General features: G+C 69.4%; 17 protein-coding genes and 1 pseudogene. 15 read left to right on the top strand and 3 right to left on the bottom strand.

The genetic code is table 11. The features are described from left to right. The 11 genes and pseudogenes from ACWDTP_RS30825 to ACWDTP_RS30775 form a co-directional block, all read left to right on the top strand. Positions 1-258 (top strand): annotated as a pseudogene (locus tag ACWDTP_RS30825) (putative lipid II flippase FtsW); the annotation flags it as partial. Further along, complete coding sequence (gene murG, locus ACWDTP_RS30820) at positions 255-1,430, top strand: undecaprenyldiphospho-muramoylpentapeptide beta-N-acetylglucosaminyltransferase (RefSeq protein ID WP_450026955.1); 1,176 nt, start codon at positions 255-257, stop codon at positions 1,428-1,430. The pseudogene ACWDTP_RS30825 and the gene murG, both read left to right, overlap by 4 nt. 38 nt (positions 1,431-1,468) lie before the next feature. Beyond that, positions 1,469-2,899: a UDP-N-acetylmuramate--L-alanine ligase gene (gene murC, locus ACWDTP_RS30815; RefSeq protein ID WP_450026961.1), complete on the top strand. Its 1,431-nt coding sequence runs from the start codon at positions 1,469-1,471 to the stop codon at positions 2,897-2,899. Further along, entirely contained in the window at positions 2,896-3,834 is a 939-nt protein-coding gene (locus tag ACWDTP_RS30810) for a cell division protein FtsQ/DivIB (RefSeq protein ID WP_450026953.1), read from the top strand. Before murC ends, ACWDTP_RS30810 begins: the two co-directional genes overlap by 4 nt. A 189-nt stretch (positions 3,835-4,023) precedes the next feature. After that, on the top strand, positions 4,024-5,187 hold the full coding sequence (gene ftsZ / locus ACWDTP_RS30805) for a cell division protein FtsZ (protein ID WP_450026951.1): 1,164 nt from the start codon (positions 4,024-4,026) through the stop codon (positions 5,185-5,187). Between the two features lie 34 nt (positions 5,188-5,221). Then, the gene (gene pgeF, locus ACWDTP_RS30800) at positions 5,222-5,944 is read left to right on the top strand and encodes a peptidoglycan editing factor PgeF (protein WP_450026949.1); all 723 of its coding nucleotides are present in this window, start codon (positions 5,222-5,224) and stop codon (positions 5,942-5,944) included. Next, complete coding sequence (locus tag ACWDTP_RS30795) at positions 5,941-6,774, top strand: YggS family pyridoxal phosphate-dependent enzyme (RefSeq protein WP_450026947.1); 834 nt, start codon at positions 5,941-5,943, stop codon at positions 6,772-6,774. The genes pgeF and ACWDTP_RS30795 overlap by 4 nt, the downstream gene beginning before the upstream one ends. Next, entirely contained in the window at positions 6,771-7,409 is a 639-nt protein-coding gene (locus ACWDTP_RS30790) for a cell division protein SepF (protein ID WP_450026946.1), read from the top strand. Before ACWDTP_RS30795 ends, ACWDTP_RS30790 begins: the two co-directional genes overlap by 4 nt. 199 nt (positions 7,410-7,608) lie before the next feature. Then, complete coding sequence (locus ACWDTP_RS30785; RefSeq protein ID WP_450026959.1) at positions 7,609-7,899, top strand: YggT family protein; 291 nt, start codon at positions 7,609-7,611, stop codon at positions 7,897-7,899. 193 nt (positions 7,900-8,092) lie between these two features. Beyond that, positions 8,093-8,947 carry a DivIVA-like cell division protein Wag31 gene (gene wag31, locus ACWDTP_RS30780; RefSeq protein WP_450026944.1) on the top strand — a complete coding sequence of 285 codons (855 nt, stop codon included), beginning with the start codon at positions 8,093-8,095 and terminating at the stop codon, positions 8,945-8,947. 64 nt (positions 8,948-9,011) lie between these two features. Then, entirely contained in the window at positions 9,012-9,395 is a 384-nt protein-coding gene (locus tag ACWDTP_RS30775; protein WP_450026942.1) for a hypothetical protein, read from the top strand. Here the strand turns inward: ACWDTP_RS30775 and ACWDTP_RS30770 are convergent. The 3 genes from ACWDTP_RS30770 to ACWDTP_RS30760 form a co-directional block, all read right to left on the bottom strand. Beyond that, on the bottom strand, positions 9,392-10,060 hold the full coding sequence (locus ACWDTP_RS30770; protein ID WP_450026940.1) for a phosphoribosyltransferase: 669 nt from the start codon (positions 10,058-10,060) through the stop codon (positions 9,392-9,394). The two genes, ACWDTP_RS30775 and ACWDTP_RS30770, sit on opposite strands and share 4 nt — an antisense overlap. 144 nt (positions 10,061-10,204) lie before the next feature. Further along, a complete protein-coding gene (locus ACWDTP_RS30765) occupies positions 10,205-10,867 on the bottom strand; it encodes a response regulator (protein ID WP_450026939.1) in 663 nt (220 codons plus the stop codon). Then, positions 10,860-12,509 carry an ATP-binding protein gene (locus tag ACWDTP_RS30760; protein ID WP_450026937.1) on the bottom strand — a complete coding sequence of 550 codons (1,650 nt, stop codon included), beginning with the start codon at positions 12,507-12,509 and terminating at the stop codon, positions 10,860-10,862. The genes ACWDTP_RS30765 and ACWDTP_RS30760 overlap by 8 nt, the downstream gene beginning before the upstream one ends. A 141-nt stretch (positions 12,510-12,650) precedes the next feature. Between ACWDTP_RS30760 and ACWDTP_RS30755 the strand changes: the two genes are divergently transcribed. From ACWDTP_RS30755 to ACWDTP_RS30740, 4 genes are read left to right on the top strand one after another with little or no spacing between them, the layout of a single operon-like run. Continuing rightward, positions 12,651-13,607: a Bug family tripartite tricarboxylate transporter substrate binding protein gene (locus ACWDTP_RS30755; protein ID WP_450026957.1), complete on the top strand. Its 957-nt coding sequence runs from the start codon at positions 12,651-12,653 to the stop codon at positions 13,605-13,607. Then, the gene (locus ACWDTP_RS30750) at positions 13,604-14,128 is read left to right on the top strand and encodes a tripartite tricarboxylate transporter TctB family protein (RefSeq protein ID WP_450026935.1); all 525 of its coding nucleotides are present in this window, start codon (positions 13,604-13,606) and stop codon (positions 14,126-14,128) included. Before ACWDTP_RS30755 ends, ACWDTP_RS30750 begins: the two co-directional genes overlap by 4 nt. Then, positions 14,129-15,673 (top strand): tripartite tricarboxylate transporter permease, encoded by a 1,545-nt coding sequence (locus ACWDTP_RS30745; protein ID WP_450026933.1) that lies wholly within the window; start codon positions 14,129-14,131, stop codon positions 15,671-15,673. It abuts the gene before it with no gap. Then, positions 15,670-16,059: a universal stress protein gene (locus ACWDTP_RS30740; protein WP_450026931.1), complete on the top strand. Its 390-nt coding sequence runs from the start codon at positions 15,670-15,672 to the stop codon at positions 16,057-16,059. The genes ACWDTP_RS30745 and ACWDTP_RS30740 overlap by 4 nt, the downstream gene beginning before the upstream one ends. Positions 16,060-16,114: the final 55 nt, after the last annotated feature.

The following is a 16,114-nucleotide window of genomic DNA, read 5'->3' as shown; positions in this document are numbered from 1 at the left end:
ACCCGGCTGGACGCGGCCCGCGACCGGCTGCGGGCCCGCAAGACCGCAAGCGCACGCACCCCCGCCAAGCCGGCGCGCAAATCCGAACGCAGGGCCGGGCGCAAGCCCGATCGCAAGCCCGTCCGGAAAACGTCCGCGGCGGCCGGGCGCAAAACCCATACGGGTGAGCGGCCGGTGCGCCGGTCAGGGCATCATGGGACAGTCCAACGCCAACCGGGCCGACGGGTCCGCGCACTGGAAGGTCAGCGTTACGGGTGAGCGAGAGCGTCAGGGGGGCATCTGATCGAGACGAGCAGCGCAGCGCACGGGCGATCTCCGTGGTCCTGGCCGGTGGCGGCACCGCAGGCCATGTCGAGCCGGCGATGGCGGTGGCCGACGCGTTGCGCGCACTCGATCCGCGGGTCCGCATCACCGCACTCGGGACCCGGCGTGGCCTGGAGACGCGGCTGGTGCCGCAGCGCGGTTACGACCTGCAGCTGATCACCCCGGTGCCGCTGCCCCGCAAACCGTCGGGCGATCTGGTCCGGCTGCCGATGCGGGTGCGCAGCGCGATCCGGGAGACACGCTCGGTGCTCGCCGACGTCGAGGCGGATGTGGTGGTGGGTTTCGGCGGCTATGTCGCCCTGCCGGCGTATCTGGCCGCCCGCGGCGGGATGGTGCGGCGGCGTGGTGCGGTGCCGGTGGTGATCCACGAGGCCAACGCCAGTGCCGGGTTGGCCAACCGGGTGGGGGCCCGGTCGGCGCGCCGGGTGCTCTCGGCGGTACCCGAGCCGGGGCTGGCGCATGTGGAGGTGGTCGGCGTGCCGGTGCGCGCGGCGATCACCGACCTGGACCGCGCGGCATTGCGCAGCCAGGCCCGGGCGTTCTTCGGGTTACCCGAGGACGCCAGAGTGTTGTTGGTGTTCGGCGGCTCGCAGGGTGCGCAGTCGATCAACCGGGCGGTGTCGGCGGCCGCCGAAGCCCTTGGCGCCGCGGGCATTTCGGTTCTGCATGCGCACGGACCGAAGAACACCCTGCAGCTGTCGCCCGCGCCCGCCGGTGTGCCGCCCTATGTCGCGGTGCCCTATCTGGACCGGATGGACCTGGCCTATGCTGCAGCGGATCTGGCGATCTGCCGGTCCGGGGCGATGACGGTCGCCGAGGTGACCGCCGTCGGGCTGCCCGCGGTCTACGTCCCGCTGCCGATCGGCAACGGGGAGCAGCGGCTCAACGCGGGCCCGGTGGTGGCGGCGGGCGGCGGTGTGGTGGTCGACGACGCCGAGCTGAGTCGCGATTTCATCGCCGAGACCGTGGTCGGCCTGCTCACCGACGACGACCGGATGGCGGCGATGACCGCGGCGGCCTCGCTGGTGGGCCATCCCGACGCCGCCCGGCGGGTGGCGCAGGTCGCGCTGGATGTGGCCCACGCCGAACGCAGGAGCCCGCGGTGACCGGCAACTCGCTGCCACCCGAGTTGCAACGGGTGCACATGGTGGGGATCGGCGGGGCCGGGATGTCGGGGGTGGCCCGGATCCTGCTGGACCGCGGCGGCCTGGTGTCCGGGTCGGACGCCAAGGAATCCCGCGGCGTGGTGGCGTTGCGCGCCAGGGGCGCCGAGATCCGGATCGGGCACGACGCGTCGTCGCTGGATCTGCTGCCCGGTGGCCCGACGGCGGTGGTCACCACCCATGCCGCGATCCCGAAGACCAATCCCGAACTCGTCGAGGCGCGCAGGCGCGGTATCCCGATCATCATGCGGCCCGTGGTGCTGGCCAAGCTGATGGCCGGCTACACCACGCTGATGGTGACCGGCACCCACGGCAAGACCACCACCACCTCGATGCTCATCGTGGCGTTACAGCACAGCGGTTTCGACCCGTCGTTCGCCGTCGGCGGCGAGCTGGGGGAGGCCGGAACCAACGCGCACCACGGCAGCGGCACGTGCTTCGTCGCCGAAGCCGACGAGAGCGACGGCTCGCTGCTCGAGTACACCCCCGATGTCGCGGTGGTGACCAACATCGAAGCCGACCACCTCGATTTCTTCGGCAGCGAGCAGGCTTATATCGAGGTGTTCGACTCGTTCGTCGAGCGGATCGCGCCCGGCGGCGCGCTGGTGGCGTGCACCGATGACCCGGGGGCGGCCGCGCTGGCCGACCGCACCGAGGCCATGGGTATCCGGGTGCTGCGCTACGGCAGCGACGGCGGGAACCCGGACCCGCACGCGCTGGCGGGCAAGCTGCTGAGCTGGGATCACCAGGGGACCGGTGCGGTCGCCCACATCCAGATCGCCGATGAGCCGCATCCGCGGGCGGTGCGACTGGCGGTCCCGGGCCGGCACATGGCGCTCAACGCGTTGGCGGCGGTGCTCGCTGCGATTCAGGTCGGCGCGCCCACCGAGGTCGTGCTCGACGGGCTGGCCGGATTCGAAGGAGTCCGAAGGCGTTTCGAGCTCGTCGGGGCCACCGCGGGGGTCCGGGTTTTTGACGACTACGCGCACCATCCCACCGAGGTGCGGGCCACGCTGGAGGCGGCCCGCACCGTCGTCGAGACGACCGGCGGCCGGGTGATCGTGGCGTTCCAGCCCCATCTGTATTCGCGCACAGCGACATTCGCCGGCGAGTTCGGTTCGGCGCTGAGCCTGGCCGACCAGGTCTTCGTCCTCGATGTGTACGGCGCCCGTGAGCAGCCGGTGGCCGGGGTCAGCGGCGCGACGGTGGCCGAACATGTCGGTGCCCCGGTGACCTACGTGCCGGACTTCTCGGCGGTGGCCGCGGCGGTGGCCGCGGTGGCGGGCGCGGGGGATGTGGTGCTGACCATGGGCGCGGGCGATGTGACGATGCTCGGCAGCGAGATCGTCACCGAACTGCAGATCAAGGCCAACCGCAGCGCCCCTCGACGGTCGGGGACGGGTTCGTCGTGACCGAGCCGGGTCCCGACGTGCCGGACGGCCCCGATGGCACCGCCACCGAGCCCGGCCCGGCCGAGCCTGACGCACCGGCGCAGCCGGAGCCGGACGAACCGGATGCCACCTCGCCGGATTACGAGGGCCCACGCCGGCGGGCCCGGCGGGAGCGTGCGGAGCGCCGGGCCGCGCGCGACCGGGCGGTGGCGATCGAACAGGCCCGCAGGGAGGCCAAACGCCGGGTCGACGGGCAGGCCGACCAGGCGCCGAAAACCGCTGCGTCCGGGGCGCTCCGGAGCCTCAAGGTGCTGATGTGGTCGGCTCTGGTCAGTGTGGTCGCGGTGGCGCTGGGGCTGGTGCTGTATTTCACCCCGATCATGTCGGCGCGCAACGTGGTGGTGACCGGTGCGGCCGCGGTGCCGCAGGAGGAGGTGCTCGCCGCGGCCGCGGTGGTGCCGGACACGCCGCTGCTGCAGATCAACACCGACGCGGTGGCCGAACGGGTGGCCACGATCCGGCGGGTCGCCACTGCAAGGGTGCAGCGCGAGTATCCGTCGACCCTGCGGATAACGCTGGTGGAGCGGGTGCCGGTGGTGGTCAAGGACTATCCGGACGGTCCGCACCTGTTCGACCGCGACGGCGTCGATTTCGCCACCGGCCCGGCGCCGCTGCAACTGCCTTATCTGGATGCCGAGAATCCGACGCCGGACGATCCGTCGACGCGCGCGGCGCTCGATGTAATGCTGGCCCTGCCCCCCGACGTGGCCGGGCAGGTGGGCCGGATCGCGGCTCCCTCGGTCGCATCGATCACCTTGACGCTGATCGACGGCCGGGTGGTGGTGTGGGGGACCAACGACCGCACCGACGAGAAGGCCCAGAAACTGGCGGCGCTGCTGACCCAGCCAGGCCGTACCTATGACGTGTCGAGCCCGGATCTGCCGACGGTCAAGTAGTTCCCCGGTGCCGCGGCGGGAAATTGCCGCGCGACGCGTCGGCGCGCCTGCCGCGATCGGCTGCGTTGTCCCCCTACCGTTCTGTTTGCGCGGAACTACTTGACATAACTCTAACTCTATGGTTGAGGTTGAGAGTTTGCAGGAGAGGGGTTCGGCGCGACCAACGGCAACCAGGGAGGAAGACGATCCATGACCCCCCCGCATAACTACCTCGCAGTCATCAAGGTGGTCGGCATCGGCGGCGGCGGCGTCAATGCCGTCAACCGAATGATCGAACAGGGCCTCAAGGGCGTCGAGTTCATCGCGATCAACACCGACGCGCAGGCGCTGTTGATGAGCGATGCCGACGTCAAGCTCGACGTCGGCCGCGATTCCACCCGTGGTCTCGGCGCCGGCGCCGACCCGGAGGTCGGCCGCAAGGCCGCCGAGGACGCCAAGGACGACATCGAGGAGCTGCTGCGCGGTGCGGACATGGTGTTCGTCACCGCGGGCGAGGGTGGCGGCACCGGCACCGGCGGTGCCCCGGTCGTGGCGACCATCGCGCGCAAGCTCGGTGCGCTGACCGTCGGCGTGGTGACCCGGCCGTTCTCCTTCGAGGGCAAGCGGCGCAGCAACCAGGCCGAATCGGGTATCACCGCGTTGCGGGAGAGCTGCGACACCCTGATCGTCATCCCCAACGACCGGCTGCTGCAGATGGGCGATGCCGCGGTATCGCTGATGGACGCGTTCCGCAGCGCCGACGAGGTGCTGCTCAACGGCGTGCAGGGGATCACCGACCTGATCACCACGCCCGGTCTGATCAACGTGGACTTCGCCGATGTCAAGGGGGTGATGAGCGGCGCGGGCACCGCGCTGATGGGCATCGGGTCCGCGCGCGGGGACGGCCGGGCGCTCAAGGCCGCCGAGATCGCGATCAACTCGCCGCTGCTGGAGGCGTCGATGGAGGGTGCCCAGGGCGTCCTGTTGTCGGTGGCCGGCGGCAGCGACCTCGGCCTGTTCGAGATCAACGAGGCGGCGTCGCTGGTGCAGGACGCGGCCCATCCCGAGGCCAACATCATCTTCGGCACGGTGATCGACGACTCGCTGGGCGACGAGGTGCGGGTCACGGTGATCGCCGCGGGCTTCGAGACCACCGGCCCGAGTCGCAAACCGGTGGTCGGCCCCGGCCAGGCGCCCACCCAGCCGATCGCATCCGGTAAGGCCGGCAAGGTGACGACGTCGTTGTTCGAACCGTCGGATGCGGTCAGCGTCCCGGCCCACACCAACGGGGCCACCGTCAGCGTCGGTGGCGATGGAGGCGACGGGGGCATCGCCGACGACGATGTCGACGTGCCGCCGTTCATGCGGCACTGAGCCGGACGCCGCCGGCGGTCCGGATACTGGAATCGTGAGTGTTCGTGTACGGCGTGTGACCACCACCCGCGCCGGCGGCGTGTCCTCGCCGCCCTTCGATTCGTTCAATCTCGGCGACCACGTCGGCGACGACCCGGCGGCCGTGACGGCCAACCGCAGGCGGCTCGCCGACGCGATCGGCGCGCGCGGGCTGGTCTGGATGAACCAGGTGCACGGCGACCGCGTGGTCACCGTCGACGGGCCGCTCGAACCCGGTGTGGCGGCGGTCGATAATGCCGACGGATTGGTCACCGCGACGACCGGATTGGCTTTGGCCGTGGTGACCGCCGATTGTGTCCCGGTATTAATGGCCGATGCGCGCGCGGGCGTGATCGGCGCTGCGCACGCGGGCCGGGTGGGCGCGCAGATCGGCATCGTGGCCCGCGGGCTGGACGCGATGGTGGCGGCCGGCGCGCACATCGAGGACATCTCGGTACTGCTCGGCCCCGCGGTGAGTGGACGCAACTACGAAGTGCCCGAGGCGATGGCCGCGGAGGTCGAGGCCACGCTGCCCGGCAGCCGCACCACGACCTCGAAGGGCACCCCCGGCCTGGATCTGCGAGCCGGAATTGCCCGGCAGTTAACGGATTTGGGCGTGAAGTCGATCGACATCGATCCCCGGTGCACGGTCGAGGACGACAGCCTGTTCAGCCACCGCCGTGATGCGCCCACCGGCCGCCTGGCCTCGGTGGTGTGGATGGAATCGGGCGCCCGGTGAGTGCGGGGCAGCGCATCCGCGACGCGGACCGCACCGCGGAACTCACGGCCGCGCTCGGGGCCGCGCGAGCCAGGCTGGCCCGCGCCGCGGAATCGGCGGGCCGAAATGTCAGTGAAATAGAACTCCTTCCGATTACCAAATTCTTTCCGGCAACCGATGTCGTCATTCTCAACCAATTAGGGTGCCTCGCATTTGGTGAATCCCGCGAACAGGAAGCCGCGAACAAAATCGCCGCGGTTCGCGCCGAATTGCCGGATGTGCCGATTCGCTGGCACATGGTCGGCCGCATCCAGCGGAACAAGGCGCGCGCGGTGGCGGGGTGGGCGTACGCCGCGCACTCGGTCGACAACGCCCGGCTGGTCACCGCGCTGGGCCGGGCGGCGACCGCGGCGCTGGAGGCCGGCACCCGGTCCGATCCGCTGCGGGTCTACCTGCAGGTCAGTCTTGACGCCGACACCGAGAGGGGCGGGGTGGCCATCGACCGGCCCGATGAGGTCGACGCGCTGTGTGCCGCGGCCGATGCGGCCGACGGACTGCGGTTCACCGGCCTGATGGCGATCCCGCCGCTGGGCGCGGATCCGGACGAGGCGTTCGCGCGGCTGGCCGAGGAGCGGGAGCGCGTGCAACGGGCCTACTCGCAGCGGCTTGAGCTGTCGGCGGGCATGTCCGGCGACCTGGAAATCGCGGTGAAACACGGATCGACCTGTGTGCGTGTCGGTACCGCGGTATTGGGGCAGCGGCCGCTAACGTCACCCGCAGTAGTCACTCCAGTCACATCTTCATCACAGACATCACCACCCCCACCGTCAGCAGAAGGGTCGCCGCGATGAGCACACTGCATAAGGTCAAGGCCTACTTCGGCATGGCGCCGATGGAGGATTACGACGACGAGTACTACGAGGACGAGGAGCGCGGCGCGCCACGCAGCTACGCCCGCCGGCCCCGTGAAGAGCACTTCGAGGAAGATGGCTACGGCTACGAGGGGCGTGAGTACGACGACGGCCCGGCCTACCGTCCCGGTTATGTGGGCGGGTTCGCCGACGAGCCCCGGTTCGAGCCGCGGATGCGCGGACCCCGCGAATTCGACCGCTCGGCACCGCGGTTGAGCGCGATGCGCGGGTCCACCCGCGGGGCGCTGGCGATGGACCCGCGCCGGATGGCCGAGTTGTTCGAGGCGGGCAGCCCGCTGTCGAAGATCACCACCCTGCGCCCCAAGGACTACAGCGAGGCCCGCACGATCGGTGAGCGGTTCCGCGACGGAACCCCGGTGATCATGGACCTGGTGTCGATGGACAACGCCGATGCCAAGCGGCTGGTCGACTTCGCGGCAGGCCTGGCATTCGCCCTGCGCGGCTCGTTCGACAAGGTGGCGACGAAGGTCTTCCTGCTCTCCCCGGCCGATGTCGACGTCAGCGCCGAGGAGCGCCGCCGGATCGCCGAGGCCGGTTTCTACTCGTATCAATAGCCTGCATGACAGCCTGAGCAACCCCGGCCACCGGCCGGGACACACCCTCGACGTCGCGCACCGGTCCGATATGTCAACCGCGGCCGGGTAGGCTGGCGGCGTCGCAACATCGGCCGGTCGCGACGTACGTGCTCTGTGACCGGCCTCCGGCGACCCTGTATCGAATGTCACACATCTGCCTGTAGTGAGGTCGGCTCAGTTGTCGCTGTTCTTCCAGATCCTGGGTTTCGCGCTGTTCGTGTTCTGGCTGCTGCTCATCGCGAGAGTGGTCGTCGAGTTCATCCGGTCGTTCAGCCGGGACTGGCATCCCAAGGGTTTCACCGTGGTCGTGCTGGAGCTCATCATGACGGTCACCGACCCGCCGGTGAAGCTGCTGCGCCGGATCATTCCGCAGCTCACGATAGGCGCCGTCCGGTTCGACCTGTCCATCATGGTGCTGCTGCTCGCGGCGTTCATCGGGATGCAACTGGCGTTCGGCGCGGCGGTCTGAGAACCTGCCGGGAAGGATGGGAATCATTTGCCCGAACCGTCGAAAGCGCGTAAGAAGTTTGAAATTCACTCTTAAAAATTGACCACCACTGCAACCGCCGGGTCTGGTGTGACAGGATGGACGCCAGTTGCTTTCAGACAAGGCTTTACACTTTGAGATCGGTTGACGGTCCAAGACTTCAAGGGGGCAGACAATGCCGCTCACACCAGCGGACGTCCACAACGTCGCGTTCAGCAAGCCGCCGATTGGCAAACGCGGCTACAACGAGGACGAGGTCGACGCCTTTCTCGATCTGGTTGAGAACGAGCTGACCCGCCTCATCGAGGAGAACGCCGACCTTCGGCAGCGGGTGTCCGAGCTCGACTCCGAAGTCGCCTCCGCGCGTTCGGGTGCGGGGTCCTCGTCGGGATCCTCGCAGTCCGCGTCCTCGACCTCGAAGTCGATCCCGCTCTACGAGCCCGAGCCGGAGCCGACACCGCCGCCGCAGCCGGTCTACGAGGCGCCCGCGGCGGCCGCCGCCGCGGCACCGGCCGCCGCCGCGGCCGGCGAGGACACTTCGGTGCGTGCGGCCCGCGTGCTGAGCCTGGCGCAGGACACCGCCGACCGGCTCACCGGCACGGCCAAGGCCGAATCGGACAAGCTGCTCGCCGACGCCCGCGCACAGGCCGACGCCATGGTCAGCGACGCCCGCAAGACCGCCGAGACCACGGTGTCGGAGGCGCGTCAGCGTGCCGACGCCATGCTGGCCGACGCCCAGACCCGGTCCGAGACGCAGCTGCGTCAGGCCCAGGAGAAGGCCGACGCCCTGCAGGCCGACGCCGAGCGCAAGCACTCCGAGATCATGGGCACCATCAACCAGCAGCGCACGGTGCTGGAAGGCCGGCTGGAGCAGCTGCGGACGTTCGAGCGCGAGTACCGCACCCGGCTCAAGACCTACCTGGAATCCCAGCTCGAGGAACTCGGGCAGCGCGGTTCGGCCGCGCCGGTGGATTCCAGCGCCAACAACGATTCGGGCGGGTTCAGCCAGTTCAATCGGGGTAACAACTGACCTCGACGTCGCCGGTAGTGAAGCGGTCCGGTCCGCGGGCAGCCACCACCTCTAGGGTTGAACCATGCTGATCATTGCGCTCGTGCTTGCTGTCATCGGACTTGCCGCGCTGGTGACCGCGGTAGTCACCAGCAACGAACTGATCGCCTGGGTGTGCATCGGCGCGAGCGTGATCGGCGTGGTGCTGCTGATCGTGGACGCCCTGCGGGAACGGTCGCGCGGGGCCCGCGGCGACACCGGTGAATCCGGGGGAGAGGACGCCGAGGCGTCCTCCGGGGCGGTTGAGGCCGCCGGCGCCTCGGAGATCACCGATGTGCACGAGCCGGTCGACTATCCCGACGAACCGTCCGACGGTGCCGGGGAGGCCACGGCCGGGGACAGCCCGGCGGATGACGACGGTGACGACGTCGTCACCGACCACCCGGACCACCAGGAGCACAAGAACTAGCCCGCGGTCGGCGCGGCCAGCAGCTCGCGCACCTCGTCGTCGCTGACCTGGTGGAAGTCGGCGAACGCCTGGCCGACGGCCTCGAACTGGTCGGGTGTACTCGCGCACACCACCTCGTCGGCCTCCTCGGCCAGCTGCGCGCACACCGAGGCCGGCCCGACCGGCACCGCCACCACCACGCGCCGCGCCGCCCGGACCGCGCGCACCGCGGCCAGCATGGTGGCACCCGTGGCGATGCCGTCGTCGACCAGGATGACCGTTCGGCCGGTGACATCGGGTGCCGGGCGCTCACCGCGGTAGACCCGCTCACGCCGGTCCAATTCGATCGTCTCGCGCCGGATCGCCTCGTCGACATCCTGTTCGGTGAGCCCGAGGCGATGTACCAGGCTTTCGTTGACGACGACGCCCCCGCCGGGGGCCAGCGCGCCCATGGCCAGCTCCTGCCACTGCGGCACCCCCAGCTTGCGCACCGGGAACACGTCCAGCGGCGCAGCCAGGGCCGAGGCCACCTCCCAGGCGATCGGAACGCCGCCGCGGGCCAGTCCCAGCACCAGAACGTCGGGATCGCCCCGGTAGGACGCCAGGCGCTGCGCCAGGACCCGGCCCGCCTCGTGGCGGTCGGAGAATCTGCGTCCGGTCTCGGGCCGGATGCTCCATGCGCTCATGACTGTCCCTGCGGTGCGGACGATCGGCACCGGCTGCCCCCAGCCTACGTCGGCTCCCGTTGACCCGCGAGCAGACGCGGGGGTACCCAAAAACGCGCCCGCCGGGGTACCGCAGTGTCTGCTCGCGGCGGGGAGGGGAGGGTTCTAGCTCACCCGGTAGCGTCTTTCGGGGCGTCCGGTCCCGTATTGCAGCCGCAGTTCCAGCGTGCCCACACTCAGGTAGTGCTCGAGGTAACGACGCGCGCTGACCCGGGAAATGCCTACCAGCTCAGCGCATTCGGCGGCCGACACCTCACCCGCGTCGCGCACCGCGGTCAGCACCAGTCGCCCGGTCTCGGGGCCGAGCCCCTTGGGCAGGACGGCACTGCCGGCCGGCGAGGTGGCGCCGAACAGGGCGTCGATCGTCGACTGGTCGGCGCCGCCGTCGGCGGCCAGCGCATCGGACCGGGTCGCGAACGATGCCAGCTTGGCGCGCAACTGGTCGAATTCGAACGGCTTGATCAGATAGTCGGCGGCGCCGCCGTCGAGGGCCCCGCGGACGGTGTCGAGCTCACGGGCCGCGGTGATCATGATGACGCCCACCCTGTCGCCCTCCGCGCGCAGCCGCTGCAGCACCTCGAGGCCGGTCATATCGGGCAGGTGCACATCGAGCAGGATCAGGTCGGGTTGCAGCGCGGCCGCCGCGGTCAGGGCTTCGGATCCGTTGCGGGCCACCCCGACCGCGCGGAATCCGTCGACCCGGTCGACGAACCGGCGATGGATCTCGGCGACCATGAAGTCGTCGTCGACGACCAGCACGTCACGCATGGACGGCCCGCTTGGTGTCCTCGGGCAGCCGGACCACGAACGACGCACCGCCGGTGGGGCCGTCGGTCACCTCGACGGTTCCGCCGTGCTGCGCGGTCACCAGGCGGACCAGGGCCAATCCGATCCCGCGCCCGCCGGGAACGTTGGGTTTGGAGGTCACGCCGCGCGCGAAGATGGACTCCCGCAGATGCTCGGGCACACCGGGTCCCGAATCGATCACCGTCAGTACCAACCCGGCCGAATCGTCGACGCGCACACTCACCCGCGCAGGCCCCGACCCGACCGACACGTCCACGGCATTGTCGATCAGGTTGCCGAGCACGGTGATCACATCGGTGGCCAGCGCCGGGTCCAGCGGCCCGAGACGGCTGTCACCGGAGAGCGCGAGGGTGACGCCGTTCTCGGCGGCCAGCGATGTCTTGGCGATCACCAGCGCCGCCACCGCCGGATCGGAAATGTGTTGTGTCACAGCCTCGTTGATCTCGGCACGGCGGCGGGTCAGGGTGCCGACCAGATCGCGCACGGCTTCGAACTCGCCGAGCTGGGTCAGGCCCGAGATGGTGTGCAACTGATTGGCGAACTCGTGGGTCTGGGCGCGCAGCGTATCGGTCACGCTGCGGTGCGAGGACAGCTGGGCCTGCAGCGCGGCGAGTTCGGTGCTGTCGCGCATGGTCGTCACCGTACCGATCCGCCTGCCCTGGCTGCTGGCCGACCGCCGGTTGAGCGCCAGCATCCGGTCCCGGGTCGCGATGATCACATCGTTCTCGTCGGCCCGGCCGGACAGCAGGAACTCGACCACCGCGGGCTCGAATCCTACCCCGTCGACGTGGCGGCCCACCGCGGTGGCGCTGATGCCGAGCAGTTCGGAGGCACTGTCGTTGAGCACCGTGATGACCCCGTCGGTGTTCACCGCCACCACACCCTCACGGATGCTGTGCAACAAGGCTTCCCGGTGGTCGGCCAGACTGGCGATCTCGGCGATCTCCAATCCGCGGGTGTGCCGTTTGATCCGGCGCGACAACAGCCAGGACGCGATCAGGCCGATGGCCGCGCCGAGCCCCAGATAGATCAGCAGACGCTCGCCCGCACCGCCGAGCATTTCCCACACCGACGGATACCGCTCGCTGACCGATGTGACCGCCAGTACCCGCCCGTCGGGCGCGAGGATCGGCACCTGCCCGACCAGGCTGTGCACACCGTCGATGACGCTGTCGCCGAACCAGGCCCGGCCCTCATCGGCCCGGCTGACCGCCAGGTCGACGCGTTGACCGACGCGCTCGGGGTCCGATGAGGCGCGGACCACCCCGTAGTCGCCCTGCCCGCCCGCCTCCGGACCCGGATCGACGATCTCGGCCAGTTCGGCCCCCGACAGTGCCACCGCCCGGTCCACCTCCGGCGCCAGTACCCGCGAGGCGAACTGGTCGCCGTAGCGGTCCCGGATGACGGGGGTGGACGCCATGTTCTCGGCCACCGCGATCATCCGTTGTCCGCGCACCTCGCGGAACTCCCTGGTGGACTGCGCGACCGAGATCGCGGCGACCGCGAACAGCACCACCGCCACCACCAGCAACTGGAAGGCCAGGAACTGGCCGGCCAGGCTGCGCCTGCCGAGAACCCTCACCACCCGGCGTCGGTGCGTCATGTTCGAAATGACCAATACTTCCTTTGCGTTCGAATCAGTGACGTAGGTCACCGCGGAGGTCCAGTATTGCTGAGCATCACAAACCGCCGATTGGGGGATGACGTGCAGGCCACCCGGAACCGGACGCGATCCAGCGCAGCGCTGGCCATCGCGGTGATCCTCGCACTGCTGGTCAGTGCGTGTGGCGTCACACGCGGCGATGAGGAACGCGGATTCCATCGGCTGCGGATGATGGTGCCCAACAGCCCGGGCGGCGGTTACGACCTCACCGCGCGCACCGCGGTGAAGATCATGGAGGACGACGACATCACCGGCCGGGTCGAGGTGTTCAACGTGATCGGGGCGGGCGGCACCGTCGCGATGGCCCGGCTGATGAACGAGAAGGGCAATGACGACCTCATGATGACCATGGGGCTAGGGGTCGTCGGTGCCACCTACACCAACGGCTCCCACATCAAGGCCTCCGATGCGACGGCGATCGCCAAGCTGATCGAGGACCCGGGCGCCATTTTCGTGCCCGCCGATTCCCCGTTCCGGACCGTGCAGGACTTCGTCGCGGCGTGGAAAGCCGACCCGGCCAAGGTCACCATCGGGGGTGGCTCGTCACCGGGCGGCCCCGATCACCTGTTCCCGATGGAGTTGGCCAAGGCGGTCGGGGTCGATCCGAAGAGCGTCAACTTCGTCACCTATGACGGCGGCGGCGACCTGCTCACCGCGCTGCTCGGCAAGAAGATCACGGTCGGCACCTCAAGTCCCGGCGAGCTGATCGATCAGATCGAGGCGGGCCAGCTGCGCGTTCTCGGGGTGTCCAGCGAGGAGCGCGTCGAGGGTGTCGACGCGCCGACGCTCAAGGAATCCGGAATCGATCTGACCTTCGCCAACTGGCGGGGAGTGCTTGCGCCGCCGGGGATTTCCGACGGTGCCAGGCAGGAGATGGTCAAGGTGCTCGAGGAGCTGCACGGCACGCAGCAATGGAAGGAGGCATTGGTGAAGAACGGTTGGACCGACGCGTTCCTGACCGGTGCGCAATTCGAACAGTTCCTGACCGACCAGGACAACCGGGTGTCGTCCACGCTGACCGAGCTGGGGCTGCTGTGACGGCCACCGAGGAGTCCCGGCAGCCGGCGCGGGCCAGGGCCACCGACAAGGCGCAGTATCTGGTGTGTCTGGTGCTGGTCGCGGTCGGCGCCTTCCTGATCTACGACGCGCTCACGCTGGAGGCGGGCTTCGCGAAGGTCGACCCGGTGGGGCCGAGGGCTTTCCCACTGGTGATCGGCGTGATCCTGATCGCGCTGGCCGTCGTGCTGGCGATCGCAATACCCCGCGGTTCGGTCGGTGAGGCCGATGCCGGCGAGGACGTCGACCCGAACTCGCCGGGGGACTGGCGCACCGTCGGTCTGCTCGTCGGCCTGTTCATCGCGGTGATCGTGCTCGTCAAACCGCTCGGCTGGGCGATCATGGGCGCCGTGTTGTTCGGCGGGGCGGCAACGATTCTGGGCAGCCGCCACTACATCCGCAACATCGTGATCGGCGCGGTGCTGTCGGTCCTGAGCTTCTACGCGTTCTACTCCGGGCTCGGAATCCCGTTGCCCGCAGGCATTCTGGACGGGATTCTGTAAATGGAGAACTTCGACTGGCTGATGCAGGGGTTCGCCGAGGCGGCGACGCCGATGAACCTGCTCTACGCCGTGATCGGCGTGCTGCTCGGCACCGCGGTGGGCGTACTGCCCGGCATCGGGCCCGCCATGACGGTGGCGCTGCTGCTGCCGGTGACCTACAACGTGAGTCCCAGTGCGGCGTTCATCATGTTCGCCGGCATCTTCTACGGCGGCATGTACGGCGGATCGACCACCTCGATCCTGCTGAACACCCCGGGCGAGTCGTCGTCGGTGATCACCGCGATCGAGGGCAACAAGATGGCCAAGGCCGGCCGCGCCGCCCAGGCGCTGGCCACCGCGGCGATCGGATCGTTCGTCGCCGGTGCGATCGGCACCACCCTGCTGGCCGCGTTCGCCCCGCCGATCTCCCGGTTCGCGGTCACCCTCGGCGCGCCGTCCTACCTGGCGATCATGCTGTTCGCGCTGGTCGCAGTGACCGCGGTGCTCGGCGCCTCCAAACTGCGCGGCGCCATCTCGCTGTTCCTCGGCCTGGCGATCGGTGTCGTCGGCATCGACTTCCTGACCGGCCAGCCGCGCGCGACGTTCGGGCTGCCGCAGCTCTCGGACGGTATCGACATCGTGGTGATCGCGGTGGCGATCTTCGCGCTCGGCGAGGCGCTGTGGGTCGCGGCGCATCTGCGGCGTCGGCCCGCGGAGGTGATCCCGGTGGGACGGCCGTGGATGGACCGCCAGGACTTCGCCCGGTCGTGGAAACCGTGGCTGCGCGGCACCGCGTTCGGGTTCCCGTTCGGCGCGCTGCCGGCCGGCGGTGCCGAGCTGCCGACGTTCCTGTCCTACATCACCGAGAAGCGCCTGTCCAAGCACAAGGAGGAGTTCGGCCGGGGCGCGATCGAAGGGGTCGCCGGGCCCGAGGCCGCCAACAACGCCTCGGCGGCGGGCACGCTGGTGCCGATGCTGTCGCTGGGCCTGCCCACCAACGCCACCGCAGCCGTCATGCTGACCGCGTTCGTGTCGTACGGAATCCAGCCCGGCCCAACTCTTTTCGAGAAGGAACCGCTGCTGATCTGGACGTTGATCGCCAGCCTGTTCATCGGCAACCTGCTGCTGTTGGTGCTCAACCTGCCGTTGGCGCCGCTGTGGGCTAAGCTGCTGCGCACCCCACGGCCCTACCTCTACGCCGGCATCCTGTTCTTCGCGACGCTCGGCGCGCTGGCGGTCAACGTGCAGCCGCTGGATCTGGCGCTGCTGCTGGTGTTCGGCCTGCTGGGATTGATGATGCGCCGCTTCGGGTTACCAGTACTGCCGCTGATCATCGGGGTGATCCTGGGCCCGCGGATCGAACGCCAGCTACGGCAGAGCCTGCAACTCGGCGGTGGTGACTGGGGCAGCCTGTTCACCGAGCCGGTCGCGATCGTCACCTATGTGCTGATGGCGATCCTGCTGCTGATGCCGTTGGTGCTCAAGGTGATGCACCGTAGCGAGGAGACCCTGCTGATCGTCGAGGACGATGTGGACCAGCAACAGAAAGCGCAGGCCCAGAAATGATCGTCATCGGCTACAGCGCGGATCCGTTCGGCCGGGCGGCACTCGAACACGGCATCGCCGAGGCCAAGCGGCGCGAGACGAACCTGCTGGTGATCAACGCGAGCGCGGGGGATGCCTACGTCGATGCCCGCTTCGCCCGGTCGGGCGAGGTGCACGATGTCGAGGAGCGCCTACGCAGCAGCGGTGTGGAGTTCGAGCTGCGCCAGCCGGTCGGGGTCGACGCGTCCGAGGAACTGCTGAACGCGATGGACGGCCCCGACGCCGAGTTGCTGGTGATCGGCATCCGGCACCGCAGCCCGGTCGGCAAACTGCTGCTCGGCAGCGTGTCACAGCGGCTGCTGCTGGAATGCCTCAAGCCGATCCTGGCGGTCAAACCCCCCGCCTGACCCGCCGAGCAGACGCGAAGGTACCCGGTACGGCGGCGTTCCGGGTACCTCCGCG

Source organism: Mycobacterium sp. NPDC003449, from assembly GCF_053588415.1.
This window is presented reverse-complemented; position numbering and strand designations above follow the sequence as displayed.